Origin of the sequence: Streptomyces sp. NBC_00287, assembly GCF_036173105.1 — a bacterium.
Taxonomy (GTDB): domain Bacteria; phylum Actinomycetota; class Actinomycetes; order Streptomycetales; family Streptomycetaceae; genus Streptomyces.
On sequence record NZ_CP108053.1, the window covers coordinates 5,165,994 to 5,180,172 of the forward strand.

At 68.5% G+C, this 14,179-nt stretch carries 18 protein-coding genes; 16 read left to right on the forward strand and 2 right to left on the reverse strand.

Features of this window, described 5'->3' with window-relative positions; all coding sequences use genetic code 11:
• Positions 1 to 57 precede the first annotated feature (57 nt).
• Together OHT76_RS23620 and OHT76_RS23625 are read left to right on the forward strand one after the other, a co-directional pair.
• Positions 58 to 690, forward strand: coding sequence for a hypothetical protein (locus tag OHT76_RS23620; protein WP_274817991.1), 633 nt, complete (start codon positions 58 to 60; stop codon positions 688 to 690).
• On the forward strand, positions 683 to 1,831 hold the full coding sequence (locus OHT76_RS23625; protein WP_328876605.1) for a helix-turn-helix domain-containing protein: 1,149 nt from the start codon (positions 683 to 685) through the stop codon (positions 1,829 to 1,831). Before OHT76_RS23620 ends, OHT76_RS23625 begins: the two co-directional genes overlap by 8 nt.
• A gap of 62 nt (positions 1,832 to 1,893) precedes the next feature.
• Here the strand turns inward: OHT76_RS23625 and OHT76_RS23630 are convergent, their stop codons facing one another.
• Together OHT76_RS23630 and OHT76_RS23635 are read right to left on the reverse strand one after the other, a co-directional pair.
• Positions 1,894 to 3,141, reverse strand: a complete 1,248-nt coding sequence (locus OHT76_RS23630) for an XRE family transcriptional regulator (protein ID WP_328872856.1) — start codon at positions 3,139 to 3,141, stop codon at positions 1,894 to 1,896.
• 158 nt (positions 3,142 to 3,299) lie between these two features.
• Positions 3,300 to 3,635: a winged helix-turn-helix domain-containing protein gene (locus tag OHT76_RS23635; RefSeq protein ID WP_328872857.1), complete on the reverse strand. Its 336-nt coding sequence runs from the start codon at positions 3,633 to 3,635 to the stop codon at positions 3,300 to 3,302.
• Positions 3,636 to 4,175: 540 nt separating this feature from the next.
• On the opposite strand from OHT76_RS23635, the gene OHT76_RS23640 reads away from it, so the two are divergent.
• From OHT76_RS23640 to OHT76_RS23705, 14 genes are all read left to right on the forward strand, one after another.
• Positions 4,176 to 4,544, forward strand: a complete 369-nt coding sequence (locus OHT76_RS23640; protein ID WP_328872858.1) for a hypothetical protein — start codon at positions 4,176 to 4,178, stop codon at positions 4,542 to 4,544.
• 91 nt (positions 4,545 to 4,635) lie between these two features.
• Entirely contained in the window at positions 4,636 to 4,926 is a 291-nt protein-coding gene (locus tag OHT76_RS23645; protein WP_328872859.1) for a hypothetical protein, read from the forward strand.
• Entirely contained in the window at positions 4,923 to 5,927 is a 1,005-nt protein-coding gene (locus tag OHT76_RS23650; RefSeq protein ID WP_328872860.1) for a DUF2637 domain-containing protein, read from the forward strand. Before OHT76_RS23645 ends, OHT76_RS23650 begins: the two co-directional genes overlap by 4 nt.
• Positions 5,927 to 6,307: an RRQRL motif-containing zinc-binding protein gene (locus OHT76_RS23655; RefSeq protein WP_328872861.1), complete on the forward strand. Its 381-nt coding sequence runs from the start codon at positions 5,927 to 5,929 to the stop codon at positions 6,305 to 6,307. Before OHT76_RS23650 ends, OHT76_RS23655 begins: the two co-directional genes overlap by 1 nt.
• A gap of 22 nt (positions 6,308 to 6,329) precedes the next feature.
• Positions 6,330 to 6,647, forward strand: a complete 318-nt coding sequence (locus OHT76_RS23660) for a hypothetical protein (RefSeq protein ID WP_328872862.1) — start codon at positions 6,330 to 6,332, stop codon at positions 6,645 to 6,647.
• Between the two features lie 126 nt (positions 6,648 to 6,773).
• Positions 6,774 to 8,999, forward strand: coding sequence for a cell division protein FtsK (locus OHT76_RS23665; protein ID WP_328872863.1), 2,226 nt, complete (start codon positions 6,774 to 6,776; stop codon positions 8,997 to 8,999).
• Between the two features lie 141 nt (positions 9,000 to 9,140).
• Positions 9,141 to 9,416, forward strand: a complete 276-nt coding sequence (locus OHT76_RS23670; protein ID WP_328872864.1) for a hypothetical protein — start codon at positions 9,141 to 9,143, stop codon at positions 9,414 to 9,416.
• Entirely contained in the window at positions 9,413 to 9,604 is a 192-nt protein-coding gene (locus OHT76_RS23675; protein ID WP_328872865.1) for a hypothetical protein, read from the forward strand. The genes OHT76_RS23670 and OHT76_RS23675 overlap by 4 nt, the downstream gene beginning before the upstream one ends.
• Positions 9,605 to 9,617: 13 nt before the next feature.
• Positions 9,618 to 10,211 carry a hypothetical protein gene (locus OHT76_RS23680; RefSeq protein ID WP_328872866.1) on the forward strand — a complete coding sequence of 198 codons (594 nt, stop codon included), beginning with the start codon at positions 9,618 to 9,620 and terminating at the stop codon, positions 10,209 to 10,211.
• Complete coding sequence (locus OHT76_RS23685) at positions 10,208 to 11,002, forward strand: deazapurine DNA modification protein DpdA family protein (protein ID WP_328872867.1); 795 nt, start codon at positions 10,208 to 10,210, stop codon at positions 11,000 to 11,002. Before OHT76_RS23680 ends, OHT76_RS23685 begins: the two co-directional genes overlap by 4 nt.
• A gap of 12 nt (positions 11,003 to 11,014) precedes the next feature.
• On the forward strand, positions 11,015 to 11,467 hold the full coding sequence (locus tag OHT76_RS23690; RefSeq protein WP_328872868.1) for a hypothetical protein: 453 nt from the start codon (positions 11,015 to 11,017) through the stop codon (positions 11,465 to 11,467).
• 158 nt (positions 11,468 to 11,625) lie between these two features.
• Complete coding sequence (locus OHT76_RS23695) at positions 11,626 to 12,516, forward strand: bifunctional DNA primase/polymerase (RefSeq protein WP_328872869.1); 891 nt, start codon at positions 11,626 to 11,628, stop codon at positions 12,514 to 12,516.
• The gene (locus tag OHT76_RS23700) at positions 12,513 to 12,869 is read left to right on the forward strand and encodes a hypothetical protein (protein ID WP_328872870.1); all 357 of its coding nucleotides are present in this window, start codon (positions 12,513 to 12,515) and stop codon (positions 12,867 to 12,869) included. Before OHT76_RS23695 ends, OHT76_RS23700 begins: the two co-directional genes overlap by 4 nt.
• Positions 12,866 to 14,032, forward strand: coding sequence for a DUF3631 domain-containing protein (locus tag OHT76_RS23705; RefSeq protein WP_328872871.1), 1,167 nt, complete (start codon positions 12,866 to 12,868; stop codon positions 14,030 to 14,032). Before OHT76_RS23700 ends, OHT76_RS23705 begins: the two co-directional genes overlap by 4 nt.
• The last annotated feature ends 147 nt before the right edge of the window (positions 14,033 to 14,179 follow it).

A 14,179-nucleotide genomic window follows, 5' to 3' on the forward strand; every position in this document is an offset into this window, starting at 1 on the left:
CGCAACACCGCTCAAGGTCGTTGCAGGTGTGCGATCTGCGGTTATAAAATAACCGCCATGCTCACACCTGAAGACGCGTCATTCATCACGGCCGCAACCGAGGGCCTCTCTGAACCTCTCTATGCTGCGCTGGACGATGGCTACACCGCCGCGCACGCGCACTTCGACGAGCACGGCATGGTGGGAGACGGGTACTCGAAGGGGCGAACTGATCTCGCTCGGGATCATGCACGCCGGTACGTGGAGCGTCTCCATGGTGATCGGAAGCATCTCGGTGGGTGGGAGCCAATCAACGGTTCCAGCGGGCGGTTCCATCTACGCAACGGCATGCTCACTCTGCGCATTCTGCATGCAACGCCGTACGACCTGATCCCTGCCCCGGGTCGCAACAAGGCTCGCATCAGCTACTACTACAATCGAGCGGTTGACCTGTTCGGCGTCGAAGCGAGCAACCTCCTGGCCGTCTGGCTGTCGCCCCGCGAAGAGGGTGGGGAGATCTCTGTGCGCATCGTGCGTCCGATCGGGGAGTGGAAGCCTGGTCGGCCGCCGAAGTTCGACCTCGATTTCGAGCTGCCGCGTGAGACTGAAGCGTTCACGGACTGGGAGTTCGTGCCGGACGACAAGGGCATTGTGCTGCCCTTCGAGTTCGACGAAGACGAGCGCGAAGAGGGTGAAGGAAGTGGTGCATGATCCTGCGGAGCGGATCCGGACGCTCCGGCTCCTCATGGGGTTGACCCAGGGCGAGTTGGCTCAGGCCGCAGGCGTTTCTCAGCCGATGATCTCGCAGATCCAGAAGGGCACCAAGGGTGTCACTGACGACCTGTTGGGGCGGATCGCTGAGGCAACGGGAACACCACGTTCATTCTTTGATGTCGACCCGACCGACCTGCCGACTGACACCCTTCTGTTCCGCAAGAAGGCAAGTGCATCAGTTCGTGAGGTTGGTCGGGTCGAAGCGACTGTTCGAGAGGCTTATCGTGTTGCGGCGCGGCTCCTCACCGAGACGCGGGTGCGCCGGACAGTTCTGCCTAGGGCAGAGGGGAAAGTCTCTCCTGACACTATTGAGGACCTTGCCTCTGCAACGCGAGATGCGTTGGGTATTGCCCAGGATGGTGTTCTCGGGCACGTTATCCGATCCTGTGAGCGAGCGGGAATTCCAGTCGTGCCTCTTGTGCTTGTCGACGCTCAAGGGCACGGGGAAGATATCGTTGTCGGGCACTCTGGGGTCTCCTGTTGGCGGGGGCAGGCGGAGCCCTCGCTGATCAGCTACTTCTCGGCTGGAAGTGGTGATAGGCAGCGATTCACAGTGGCCCATGAGCTTGGGCACCTGGTATTGCATCCAGCGAGGAGAGCGGAGCTTTCCTCTAAGGACGCAGAGACAGAAGCTCATCGGTTCGCCGGGGCTTTCTTGCTTCCCCGTGTACGTGCTGACGAGGCGTTTTCAGGTCCTCTGATGCTTCGGGACTTCGCTGCGCTTAAGAAGCGTTGGGGTGTGTCCATCCAGGCGCTAATTCAACGAGCGTACGATCTCGGATATGTTGATAGCGATCGCCGAGAGAGTCTATACAAGCAGATTGGCGCCCGGGGGTGGCGCACCAGCGAACCTGTTGCTGTCCATCCTGAGCAGCCATCTTTGATGAGAGCGATGCTGGCTCGTCGCTACGGTGATCCGCCTGCTGTTCTTCAAGCATCAGAGGACTTGGGAATTCACCCTGTCCTCATGAGGTCACTTGCCCCCGAAAATGCTGCTAACCCGGCTCCGAAAAAAGCGGCCAATGTGATTAGTCTAGGTGAGCGCCGTCAGCGTGTAGCACGTCTTAAAGCCTTATAGAACGGGGGCCCGCTCGTAGAGAGCGGGCCCCCGTGGCGTCTTTGGCATTAGAAGCAAGCCAATTAGCGGGGCATGAAGCCCGGCTTTTGTTCGGCGAGCGAGTGAAGCCGCGCGAGATAGTCCTGTGCCCCTGGTTCGGAGCTGTACCGGCGCCTCATCTCGGCAGCGAGTTCGCGGCTGGTCATGATGAGCGACGGCACCGACTGCCGGTCCCCTTCGAGGGCCCGCTCCCCCATGACGAGTGCCTGTTCCAAATCGCCCTCACGTGCCGCCGTGACGCCCAGCGTGACGCGGGCTTCAGCGTTGCGCATCGGCGAGCGCTCGGTGCCGTCGAAGTCTGTTCCCGCCCTCAGCACCTCTTCGGCGAGCGTGCGTGCAAGCTTGTCCTCACCGACCAGGCGGTAGCAGTCCATCGCGTAGAAGTCGAACTTGGCTGGGTCCACCACGAAGTGGTTGTCCAGGTTCTCGGGGTACGGCATCCCTTCGAGCAACCGTCGCCCCTTGTCCAAGGCCACCTCGACCTGCCGGCGGTCCCCGATCCGCGCCCATGCCTTGGCCTCCTGGGCTGCGAGTTGCACGGCCACGCCGTGGTGCGCCGCCGTCTCGGCTCCGGCCCGCGCCGCTGCGATGACACCGCGGTAGTCGCCGGTCGTGAGAGCGAACCACGCCCGCATCTCGTGCGCCCACCCGGCGACCTCCGCATGGTCAGCCTCGGTCGCGAGCGAGAGCGCCGCCTGGCGCGTCGACTCAGCCGCGTGCCGTGCGCCCGTGTCGTACTCGACACAGCCGACCAGTAGAGCGAGCCAACCAGATAGTGCGAGAACCTCGCGGTGCTGCGCGAGCGTGAGGCTCTTCGTGTGGAGTTCGACGACACGGCGCAGCCATTGCCGCCCCTCGATGAGAAGCTGCTCGCTCGGCATGAACGGGTACTCCGAGGCGAGTCGGTCTGCCGTGATCCGCAGGGCCTCAAGCGTGGCGTTGTCAACGTCGGATCGGTTGAGACGGCTCACGATCTCCAGCGTCTCCATGCCGGACGCTGCCAGGATCTCCCTGTCTCCATCCCGCCGTGAGGGCGCCGGAAAGAGCGCGTGCGTCACGGTGCCGAAGAGGGCCGCGATGATCGGTTGGTAGAAGTCGTTCGGCATCTGGCCTGACTCCCAGCGCTTCCACTGGCGAATCATGCTGTCCTCTGCGGGCAGCTCCGTGGGAGCGTGCGCCCGCAGCGCCCTTACCGCGTCACGCTGCGACCAGTCACGGGCCGCTCGTTCGGCAGCGATGCGTCGCGCCCATGCGGGCCGGTCGTCGGTCATGTGCCCTCCTCCGAGTGCCTACTCCGAGTCTCACCCGCGAGCCATGGGGACAGGGAAGGGGACACGGGGGTGTCACTGGACATGTCCCCAGCTCCGCTTCGTCGTCCCCTGGATGTCACTTACGTCACAACTCCCGTTCCTCGCATGCTGGTTGCAGATCACGCACCACCCGGGCCGGAACGCTCTTCGAGCGCTGCGACCCGTTCAGCCAACGCCTGAATCTGGGAGCGGATTTCCTTGATGTCGTCGCGCACGTCGCTGCTGGGGGAAGCCCCGTCGCTGACGAAGTTGCCGAGGTTTCCAGCCGACACGATCAACCCTTCGGCCCGGAGTGCAGCCAAGCCGTTCTGGATGGTCTGGCTCGCGAATCCGAAGCGGTCCATCAACTCGCGCTGTGACGGGAGCTTGTCTCCCGGCTTCATCTTCTTGATGTCGTCGCGAAGTGCGTCCGCGACCTGCACCGCTTTCGGCTTCGGCCCGCCTGTGACAGTCATGCTCTGAGCGTACCCACCACAGCGAACTAGCTCGCATCACCCCACGAGGGTTGTGCACCACAGCAGACTAGTGCAAGCTAGTCAGCGAGCGCCCGCTCCGGATCTCGGGAAACAGGCGCTTGACCTGCACGAATGCACAGGGCGGGGACGCTGCAATCCCGCTAAAGGCCAGGCAGAACAGGGTTTCGGCCCGTACTGGCGAGGTGGCCCGGTGACCGCGAGCAACGGCCGGAGTGTGGGGACTCAAGTCCCCCTTGCAGTGCGTATCCCCTGTTCAGCGGTCTGAAGGAGTGGCAGTGAGTCGACGAAAGCGATGGGCGCGGCCGTGATTGACCGGCACGGCGGCGCCGTTCCATCCCCGGTCCGCGAGCACCTCGGAGTGCTGCGGACGACTGGTCACCTTCCACCGAATCGCGGCGGCTAGCGCCGCGCCGGTTGCTCGCCCTGCGCGTCCGGGCGCTCTGCGGAGCGGTCCGTACGGGCGGGGTCGAGAGGAGCCGGAGCTCCGGTGTCCACAACGACTTTCAAGGGGGAACTTCCATGCTGCTCGCCATCGGTGACGTCGTCCGTATCCGCAGTGAAAAGGCCCTGGGCACGGTGGCCGGCGTCGCCGCTCACCGCTCCGGGAACCTGGTCGACGTCCAGACGAACGGCAACGACCTGCGCCCGGTCCGCCCGGCCGACATCGAGCTGGTCGCCCGCGGCACCAAGCCCATGACCTCCGGCCGCGCGCTTGCCACCCTGCTGTTCCTCGTGCTTGGCATCGCCGCTGCCGTCGCCAACGGCCACTACGTCCGCGACCTGGGCGCGAACTGGGCCACGGTCGTCTTCGTGTCGTTCACCTCGGTCACCGCGGTGACCGGAGGACTGATCAACCTCTTCAACCGGCCCCGTCGGGTCCGGGTCTGACCTTCCCTGCGTCGACGGGGCGGGCGCCGTCTCTCCAAAGCCTGCGCCTGCCCCGGCGGTCTTCCCGTCCCTCCACTTCAGGAGTCTTGCCATGCGTACGTACATCGGCCGACAGCAGGCTGTCTCTGTCGAGGACTTCGCGGAACTCGCGCTCGGTACCCCGGTTGAGCTGTGGCTCGGGGTCGAGGGCGAGACGGACGAGGAGCGCGCGGCCCGCGAGGACGCGGCGCGCGACATCCTCGCCGACAACCCGGACCTTCCCGATGACCTGGTCCGCATGGCCGCGCAGGTCATCGAGGACAACCCCGACCTGTTCGACGTCATCCCGCTCACCCGCCCCGCCCGGCGCCGTCGCCCGGCACGCAAGGGGGTGGCGGCATGACCACCACGCCCCCCGCACCGGAGGGGTCCTCGTCCGGGGTGCCGCCGCTGACCCGCCCGGAAATGGGGCTCGCCGGAATCGGCGCACTCGCCGCGGCCGGAGTCGGCGCACTCGGTCTGATCGCCTCCTTCGACGCCGTCTCCGCTGCTGCGGCTCGCTGGGGTTTCGGTGAGCCGTGGATGCTGCCGGTCGGTATCGACGTGGCCATCCCTGTGTTCACCGTCGCCAACCTGCTGCTGATCCGCATGGATATGGCGCTTGCGTGGGTGCGGTTCGTGCCCTGGGTGCTCACCCTGGTCACCTGCGGGCTGAACGTCGCCGCCGGACATGGCGTGTGGGCGAAGGTCGCGCACGGCACGATGCCGTTGCTGTGGGTGGTGTTCTCCGAGATCGGCGCGCACATCTACGCCGTCCGGATCGGCGCGGCCACCGGCCGCCGCATGGAGAAGATCCGGTTCTCCCGCTGGCTGCTCGCCTTCCCCTCCACTTTCGCGCTGTGGCGCCGTATGACGCTGTGGGAGGTCACCTCCTACTCCGAGGCGCTGAAGCGGGAGAAAGAGCGGCAGTTGGCCCGCGCAGACCTGCGTGAGCGCTACGGCCGTAAGTGGCGCACGAAGACCCCGCGGCGCGAGCGCGTGATGCTGCGCATGGGCGAACTCGCCCCCGCCGCCACCGAGCAGGAAACGCCCGCACCGCCCCCGGCGGAGACTCCGCCGGCACCCACTGCCGACCCTAAGCCGCGCCCGCGCCGCCGCCCCGGTACCAGCAAGGGCAAGGGCAAAGCTCAGCGCACCTTCGAGGAGCTGCTGACCGAGGCACGCGCGGCCACCGTGCAGTGGCCGGACGCGGAGCTGACCGCGGACCGCATCCGCACCGCCGTGCACGTCTCGCAGGCCAACGCCCGCACGTTGCGCGACACCCTGAAGGGCGAGCGCGCTGAGGGCCGCCCGCTGCACGCTGTGGACGCTGCGGGCGAGGAGTCAGAGGCTGAGGCCGCCTGATGCCCGGGGCATTCGGCAAGTGCTTCGACCCTTCCGGAAGCCAGTTCGGCATCCCCACCTACCCGTGGCGCTACGCCCCCGACGGGCTCGCCACGCGCCGCCAACTGCGCGCCCGCGGCTTACGTCCGGGCGGTCAGCCGATCGCGGCTCAGGTACTGCGCCCGCGCTACCGGCGCGGCCCGCTGGTCGCCTACCTCTACCGCGTCGACCGCGCCAAACCCGTGCGGCCGATGACGCCCGGCAAGCGGGCCGCACTCGCCAAGGCGATGTGCGCCCGCCGCACCTGCCCGAACTGCCGCACCGACGCCGGATACGTCATCCCGACCTCACTCGGCATGTGCGTGCCCTGCGCCTTCCCCGACACCCCCACCACGACCTGAACACTCCGAGGAGGGGCTGACCATGCTCAAGCCCAACACCCGCCGCCTTGACCGCGAAATCCAGCAGACCGAGCGCAAGCTCGAAGCGGCCCGTAAGCAGGAGATGTGGCCGCTCACCGGCCGCGAACGCCGCCAGGTCGTGGCCGCCCTGGCGGGCGGCTCCTACAAGGTCGTCCGCGGCAAGAGCCCCGGCCGCGCGGAACGGAAGCTGGAGACGCTCTGGCAGTCGGTGCTGAACCGGCTCACCACGGAGCTGACCGCATTGCAGACCGAGCGGCAGCGGATCGTCAACGAAGCCGCCACCGCGAAGGCCGCCAAGAAGTCCTCCATCTGGTGGTGACCGCGCCGACCACGGGCGCCCCCACCGCCGTCTGACCTCCCCGCAATGAATCCGGCGGGGCCCGTCCGCTCACCTCCTACAGCGACGGACCGGCCCCGCCTTTCCTCCCATTGGAAGGGAATCTCAGTGAAGCACCCCGACGACGACAACGAACTGTTCAACCGACTCGAAGCCGAGATGAACGCCGACTCCGGGGGCGAGGTAGTCGACCTCGACAAGGCGCGGTCGGCCCGAGCCGAGTCGGCCGACCCGACCACCCGACCCGACTCCGACCCGTCAGCCGACTCCGGCGCGGACCGGTCGGGTACCGAGTCGGCCGACCCGACCGCAGCCGTGATGGTCGACCAACCGGCCCCGCGGGCGACCGGTCCGGGTTACCTCGGTCGGCTCGCGGGAGCGCACCGCCGTGCGGTCGTTCCCGAGTGGCTGCGCTCGCTGGCAGAGCTGCGGACCGCCGCGGCGTGGGTGGCCCGCCACTACGCCCACTCGGTCGGCTACCACGCGCTTCGGGCCCCGGTCTACGCCGCCCGCCTCACCCTCCAAGCCCCTTCCGGCGCCGCGAAGTTCGTGGGCGGCATCATGCGGTGGGTGGCCGACCGTGAGGGGGAGCCGGTCCGACTCGCCGCGGTCCGCCGTGAGGACGCCGCGGAATACCTGAAGCTGTCGCGGCAGCGCGACGGACGCGTCCGACTGCGCACCCTCGTGGCCGTGCTCGGAATGTTCGTCGGGCTCGGGGCTGCGCTTGCCATGTACGTGCTCGCCCCCGGCTGGCTTCAGGCGGTGTCGGTGAGCGCGGTCGTGATGGCGCTCGGGTTCGCCGGCCGCCGCGCGGATGCCCCGGTTATCCACCGTGCGGTGGAACTGCCCAAGGCGGTCAAGCTCACCAGTGACATTGTGCTGCGTGCCCTTGGGGCGCTCGGCATCCCCGCCATCAACCAGGCGCAGGCCAAGGGCCGCGACGGATTCGAGTTCACCGCTCCCATCACCCGCGACGGGCCCGGTTGGCGCGCGGAGGGCAACCTCCCGTACGGCGTCACGGTGACCGACGTTATCGAGCGCCGCGACCGGCTCGCTTCCGGCCTGCGCCGCCCGCTGGGGTGCGTGTGGCCCGAGGCGGTGCCGGATGAGCACACCGGTCACCTCGTGCTCTGGGTCGGGGATCAGGACATGTCCCGCGCCAAGCAGCCCAAGTGGCCGCTGCTCAAGTCGGGTTCGGTCGACCTGTTCAAGCCGGTCGCCTACGGCACTGACCAGCGCGGACGCTGGGTCGAAGCCACGCTGATGTACATCGCGGGCGTCATCGGCGCCATCCCCCGCATGGGCAAGACGTTCCTGCTCAGGCTGCTGCTGCTCATCGCCGCGCTCGATCCGCGGGCTGAGCTGCACACCTACGACATGAAGGGCACGGGCGATCTCGACCCGGTCGGCGACGCCGTCTCGCACCGGCACGCCGCGGGTGACGATGACGAGTCCATCGAGTACTGCCTGAACGACTTCCGGGCGCTGCGCGAGGAACTCAGGCGGCGCACGAAGGTGATCCGCTCGCTGCCGCGGGATGTCTGCCCGGAGTCGAAGGTGACCAGCGCTCTTGCCGACAAGCGCTCCCTGGGTCTGCACCCGATTGTGATCGGGGTGGATGAGTGCCAGGTGCTGTTCGAGCACCCCGAGCACGCCAAGGAGTTCGAGGAGATCGCAACCGACCTGGTCAAGCGCGGTCCGGCCACTGGCATCGTGCTGCTGCTCGCCACGCAGCGCCCGGACGCCAAGGCACTGCCGACGGGTATCTCCGCGAACGCGTCGGCCCGCTGGTGCCTGAAGGTCATGGGCCAGCTGGAGAACGACATGGTGCTCGGCACGTCCGCGTACAAGCGCGGGGTGCGGGCGACCATGTTCGCCTGGGGTGACAAGGGCATTCACTACTTCGTCGGTGAAGGCTCGGACGCCCGGATCGTGCGCTCCGTCTACATCGACGGCCAGGGTGCCGAAGCCATCGGCGCCCGCGCCCGCCGCCTGCGCGAGGAAGCGGGCACGCTGTCCGGGCACGCGCTCGGGGAGGCACCCGAGCCGGTCACCAGCGCGTATGACCTGCTGCGCGACATCCTCGCCGTTGTGCCGGCCGATGAGCCCAAGGTGTGGTCCGAGACCGTCGTCGCCCGCCTCGCGGAGCTGCGCGAGGAGGTCTACGACGGCTGGGACCCCGAAGGGCTCGCCGCGGCCCTGAAGCCGCACGGCGTCTCCACCATCCAGGTGGGCCGCCGGGTGAAGGGCAAGGTCGTCAACCGGCGCGGCATCGACCGCTCCCACATCACCACCGCGATTGCGGAGCGTGATGGAAAGCGGGACGCGGGCTGAGGCTCCGGGGCCGCTAGCGCTAGCGGCACACCCCGCTAACGTTAGCGGCCCCGCTAGCGCCCCAAACCCGCTCTGATCAGGCCGCTAGCGGATAGCGGCCCACCTGCGGAAACCCCTGAAAACCGCCTGGAAGGGCCCGCCATGACCCCTGCCCTGCTCGCTATCACCCTGTTTCTCGGCATAACTCTGTGTTACGTCGCTGTGTGTGCTGCCTCGCCGTTCGGTAACTGCCGCAAGTGCAACGGCTGGGGCTTCGCGATGAAGACCGACCGCAAGGGCCGCATGAAGCGCGGCAAGGACTGCCGCCGCTGCCACGCGACCGGCAAGCGCATACGCGTCGGCCGCTGGCTCTACAACCGCTGGGCCCGCATCTACCGGGCGGGCACCGACACTCCCCGCCCGGAGGCCACCCGATGACCCTCACCTTCTCCGCCGTGCCGCTGTTCGGCGCCGCCTCCGTCGTCGCCGTCAAGTCCAGGGCGAGCGGTCCGGGCGCCGCGGTGCTGCTGTTCCTGTTCGGCTTCTTCACCGCCGGGACCGGCGCGTATGAGCCCATCCACGACCTGGTGGCCTCCTTCGCCGACTTCCTGGCCTCCTTCGACTGACAGGAGAACCGCCGTGAACGACCCCACCCTTGCCCGCCACTGGCTCGCCGCCGCACTGCCCAAGGCCGCGCCCGCACTGGCCACCACGACCGTGCTCGCACTCGCCCGGATCTGGAACGCCAACGGCGCCGAACACTCCGTCGGCAACGCCGTCCTGATGACCGCCCTGTCCCTCGGGGCCGCCGCCACGGGCGTGGTCGCGGGCAACGCCACCGGAGACTCCGTGCTCACCGGGACCGCGTTCGCCGCCTCCGGCGCCCTCGCCTTCGCCGGGGTTGCCGGATACTCCGACGGACTCGCGCTGCCCCTGCTGCTGTGGTCGCTCGCCACCGCCGGCGCATACGCACTCGCCGCCCGCTACTGGCGCCACGACCGCCGCGAAACCGTGGCCTACGAGCGGCAGACCAGCGAGCGGCGCGAGGAGTACGCCCACATCGAGCGCGTCGAAACCCTGCGCGCGACGACGCAGATCGAGGTGGCCCGTACTGGCGCCGCCTACGCCGAACAGCTCGCGCAGGCACTCGTCACCCGCGCCGCGCTGCCCGGCTTCGACCCCAAGGCGCTGGAAGCCGCGGGGCTCCCGGAGCTCCCGCAGGGGGATCGGTGAGGTTCTACCTGACCACCCACAAGCGGCACTGGCTGCGCCTGACCGACGTGCCGCTGTTCCTGAAGTCCGAGCACTGGGACCGCGCCGTCAAGTGGGACGTAGCTCGTGGTCCCTACGCCGTCGACTCCGGCGGTTTCATGGAGCTGAAGGACAAGGGCACCTGGACTCGCCCGCCCCGGCAGTACGTCGATGACCTGCGCCGCATCTGGGAGCACGTCGGCCCTTACGACTGGGCCGCTCCGCAGGACTGGATGTGTGAAGAGGCCATCATTGAGGGCGGTTGGTTCGGCGGACAGTACTTCGTTGGCACCCACCTCAGCGTTGGCGAACACCAGCGCCGCACCGTAGCCAACTTCCTGGAACTGCGCTCCCTCGCCCCTGACCTGCGCATAGCCCCTGTCCTCCAGGGCCGTGAAGTCGACGACTACGAGCGCTGTGTGGAGCTCTACGAGAACGCCGGAGTAGACCTGCGCGCCGAACCGGTGGTGGGGCTCGGCTCGGTCTGCCGATTGCAATCCACCCGCAAGGGCGCCGCGATCGTCAATGCCATGGCCGCGCACGGCTTCAAGCTGCACGGCTTCGGCTTCAAGATCCTCGGACTGGAACGCGTCGGCCACCTGCTGGCATCCGCGGACTCCGCCGCCTGGAGCTCCCACGCCCGCCGCCGCGCGCCCCTGCCCGGTCACACCCACAAGAACTGCGCCAACTGCATCGACTACGCCATGCGCTGGCGTACCCGCGTCCTGGCAAGCCTGCCGCCCTGGCAACAGCCCTTCCTCAACGCAGCCTGACGAAAGGAAGCCATGTTCGAGATCCGCATCATCTGTGACCCGGCCGACACTGACCGCGTCACCGACGCCCTGTCGCAGGCCTTCACCACCGGCCCCGTACGCCAGCACCCCACCCGCGACGGCGAGCGGCTGCGCCTGTACGTCACGGCCGACCACCACAGCAACACCGGACTGTGGCCCACCTCGGAGGAGGCCTACGCGCTCGCCCCGAGCATCGTCAGCGAGATCGGATGGACCGCCCAGACGGCTGCCGACAAGCCGTTCGGCACCCGGCTGCCCCGTGACTTCTGGCTCCGCAAAGCGGCGTTGCTGGACCGCATCGCCCTGCAGGATGTCGGCGACGACGCGGCCGAGACCGCGAACGAGGCGGCAGAGCGGCTCATGAGCCTGGACGACGCGGGCGTCATCTGCGACCCGCGCCACTACGTCCGCCAGCAGTACGCCCACTGGATCAACAACCAGTAGCTACGCCCGGAGCGGGCGCCGTCTCTCCAAAGCCTGCGCCCGCCCCGGTTCTCCAGTCCCTCCAAGAGAGCAGGAGATGTCCAGCATGACCCAACGTCGTGCATTCGGCGAGGGCCGTCCGGCCCCCGCCACCCATCGAGCACGTCTGGGGTGACGACATGAACCGTCACCTCCTATACGCCGCCCTCGACGCCGCGGAGCAGGGATGGGCCGTCCTCCCGCTCCGTCCCGGCGACAAGCGCCCCGCGCTGCACGGTGAGGACGTCTGCCCGGGCATCGGGGACTGCGCGGGCGGTCACCGCAAGTGGGAAGAGCGCGCCACCATCGACCCGGACCGCATCCGCCGCGCGTGGGGCGACCTACCGTTCAACGTCGGGATCGCGACCGGCCCGTCCGGGCTGGTCGTTGTCGACCTCGACATGCCCAAGCGGAAGAGCAGTACGGACACGCCTACAGGCGTGACGACCTTCACGGCGCTCTGCGAGCGCGCCGGGCAGGCCGTGCCCACCACCCGCACGGTGCGGACCGCGAGCGGCGGGGTCCACTTGTACTTCACCGCCCCGCCCGGCGTCCGGCTCGGCAACACGGCCGGACGGCTCGGCAAGCGCATCGACACCCGTGCATGGGGCGGCTACGTCGTCGCTCCCGGCAGCATCACCCCAACAGGCGCCTACGCGATCGTCAACGACGCGCCGCCCGCATCTCTGCCGGAATGGCTGCGCGCCCGCCTGACGGCCCGTCAGGCTTCGCGGGCAGTAACGGCTGCACCGTCCTCCGCGCGGGCGTCCAGCTATGCCGCGGCAGGCTTGAACGCGGAAACGGCGTCGGTGCGGCAGGCTCCGGAGGGTGAGCGCAACGCCACCTTGCTGCGGGCGGCGCGAGCCTTGGGGCGGTTCATCGCGTGGGGCGACCTTCCCAGGGAGCAGGTTGAGGAGGCTCTTCAGTGGGCGGGGGAGCAGGCCGGTCTGTCGCCGCGGTCGTGTGAGGCGACCATTCGCAGCGGTCTGAACTGGTCGATTGCCCGCAACGGTCAGCGGAGCGCGGCATGAGCACCCTGCCGTGCCCCCCACTGAAGAGCCTTCCCGCCACCCCGTCCGGCCCGCGCGCCGCCGCACAAGCCGCGCCCGGTCCGGCCGCGGGCGAGCCGACAGGCGCCGCCCGCAAGGGCGTCCGTTCTGCTCTTCGTCCTGACCCGCACCAGACGGATGGCCGGTACCCGATTGCATGGCTGTGCATCTGCGCACCGCGCGGCGCCGTGCCTACCGCCACCTCGAAGTGCCAGTGCGGCAGGGACCGCAGCGCCGTCGGCCACACGAAGGTGCTCGCCCTGATCGACGACCACACCGCCCATCGCGACGCATGCCCGATCCGCACCAACCAGGAAGGGAGGCAGGCGGCATGAGCGCCAATCCGCCGGCATCCGCCATGGAGGGCTCCGCACTGCTCGATGAGGTGGAAGCCTTCCACCGACGCTTCAACATCTTCCCCCTCGATGCCGCGTACGTCGCCGTGACGCTGTGGGACGCACACGCGCATCTGCTCGACTGCTTCGACTCCACACCGCGGCTCGCGTTCCTGTCGCCGGAGCCGGGTTCGGGCAAGTCCCGCGCGCTGGAGATCGTGGAAACCCTCGTGCCGCAACCGATGGTCGCGGTCAACGCGTCCGCGTCCGCGCTCTTCCGTGCGGTGTCAGGGATGGAGGGACGGCCGACGATCTTGTTCGACGAGATCGATACCGTCTTCGGGCCCAAGGCCGGAGAGAACGAACAGCTCCGCGGCTTCCTGAACGCCGGACACCGCCGCTCCGGTGTCATGTGGCGCTGCGTGGGCGACGGCTCCAATCAGCAAGTGCAGGAGTTCCCGTCGTTCTGCGGGGTCGCGGTCGCCGGGCTGGGCTCGCTGCCGGACACGATCCTGACCCGGTCGATCATTGTCCGCATGCGCCGCCGCGCACCGAACGAGCAGGTCGAACCGTTCCGGCAGCGCATCCACGAGAAAGAAGGGCACGAGCTGCGCGCCCGGCTCGCCGCATGGGCACAGTCCGTGCGCCACCTGGTCGACGGAGTGTTCCCGGAGCTCCCGGAGGGAATCAGCGACCGGCCCGCGGACGTATGGGAACCCCTGCTCACCATCGCGGACGCGGCGGGTGGCGCGTGGCCGGAGCGGGCGCGCGCCGCGTGCATCGAGCTGGTGAACGCGGCCAAGACCAGCGACAAGGGCAGCATCGGCATCCGCCTGTTGACCGACCTGCGCGACTACGTGTTCAACGGCATCGACCGCCTGCCCACCGTCGCCATCCTCGACCGGCTGCACAGCCTCGAAGAGGCACCGTGGGCGGACATGAGCGGCAAGCCCCTCGATGCCCGCGGGCTGTCGCGGATGCTGCGCGAATACATGACCGCGGACAACACCCCCATCGCGGCCCGCAACATCAAGGCCGGCGGCAGCGTCATGAAGGGCTACTACGCGAGCGATCTGCACGACGCGTGGCAGCGGTACTGCCCTCCACCCCCTGAGAGTGCGCTACTTCCGCTACCTCCGCTACCGGGCAGGTCAGAGCCCTGAAATCGGTAGCGGATGTGCGTTGTGCATCCGCTACCGCGACGCCCCATCCGCTACCCGCCCCGCGGCCACGAACCCGGGCAGGTAGCGGCTCCATCCGCTACCGCTACCTCTATCCGCTACCTGGATCATGTCCCTGACCAGGGCGGT

Coding starts and splice junctions, on each gene's coding strand:
- OHT76_RS23655 (WP_328872861.1), top strand. CDS start 5,927: ATGCCCGGGGCATTCGGCAAGTGCTTCGACCCTTCCGGAAGCCAGTTC.
- OHT76_RS23690 (WP_328872868.1), top strand. CDS start 11,015: ATGTTCGAGATCCGCATCATCTGTGACCCGGCCGACACTGACCGCGTC.
- OHT76_RS23705 (WP_328872871.1), top strand. CDS start 12,866: ATGAGCGCCAATCCGCCGGCATCCGCCATGGAGGGCTCCGCACTGCTC.
- OHT76_RS23670 (WP_328872864.1), top strand. CDS start 9,141: ATGACCCCTGCCCTGCTCGCTATCACCCTGTTTCTCGGCATAACTCTG.
- OHT76_RS23695 (WP_328872869.1), top strand. CDS start 11,626: ATGAACCGTCACCTCCTATACGCCGCCCTCGACGCCGCGGAGCAGGGA.
- OHT76_RS23645 (WP_328872859.1), top strand. CDS start 4,636: ATGCGTACGTACATCGGCCGACAGCAGGCTGTCTCTGTCGAGGACTTC.
- OHT76_RS23675 (WP_328872865.1), top strand. CDS start 9,413: ATGACCCTCACCTTCTCCGCCGTGCCGCTGTTCGGCGCCGCCTCCGTC.
- OHT76_RS23640 (WP_328872858.1), top strand. CDS start 4,176: ATGCTGCTCGCCATCGGTGACGTCGTCCGTATCCGCAGTGAAAAGGCC.
- OHT76_RS23635 (WP_328872857.1), bottom strand. CDS start 3,635: ATGACTGTCACAGGCGGGCCGAAGCCGAAAGCGGTGCAGGTCGCGGAC.
- OHT76_RS23620 (WP_274817991.1), top strand. CDS start 58: ATGCTCACACCTGAAGACGCGTCATTCATCACGGCCGCAACCGAGGGC.
- OHT76_RS23700 (WP_328872870.1), top strand. CDS start 12,513: ATGAGCACCCTGCCGTGCCCCCCACTGAAGAGCCTTCCCGCCACCCCG.
- OHT76_RS23630 (WP_328872856.1), bottom strand. CDS start 3,141: ATGACCGACGACCGGCCCGCATGGGCGCGACGCATCGCTGCCGAACGA.
- OHT76_RS23660 (WP_328872862.1), top strand. CDS start 6,330: ATGCTCAAGCCCAACACCCGCCGCCTTGACCGCGAAATCCAGCAGACC.
- OHT76_RS23650 (WP_328872860.1), top strand. CDS start 4,923: ATGACCACCACGCCCCCCGCACCGGAGGGGTCCTCGTCCGGGGTGCCG.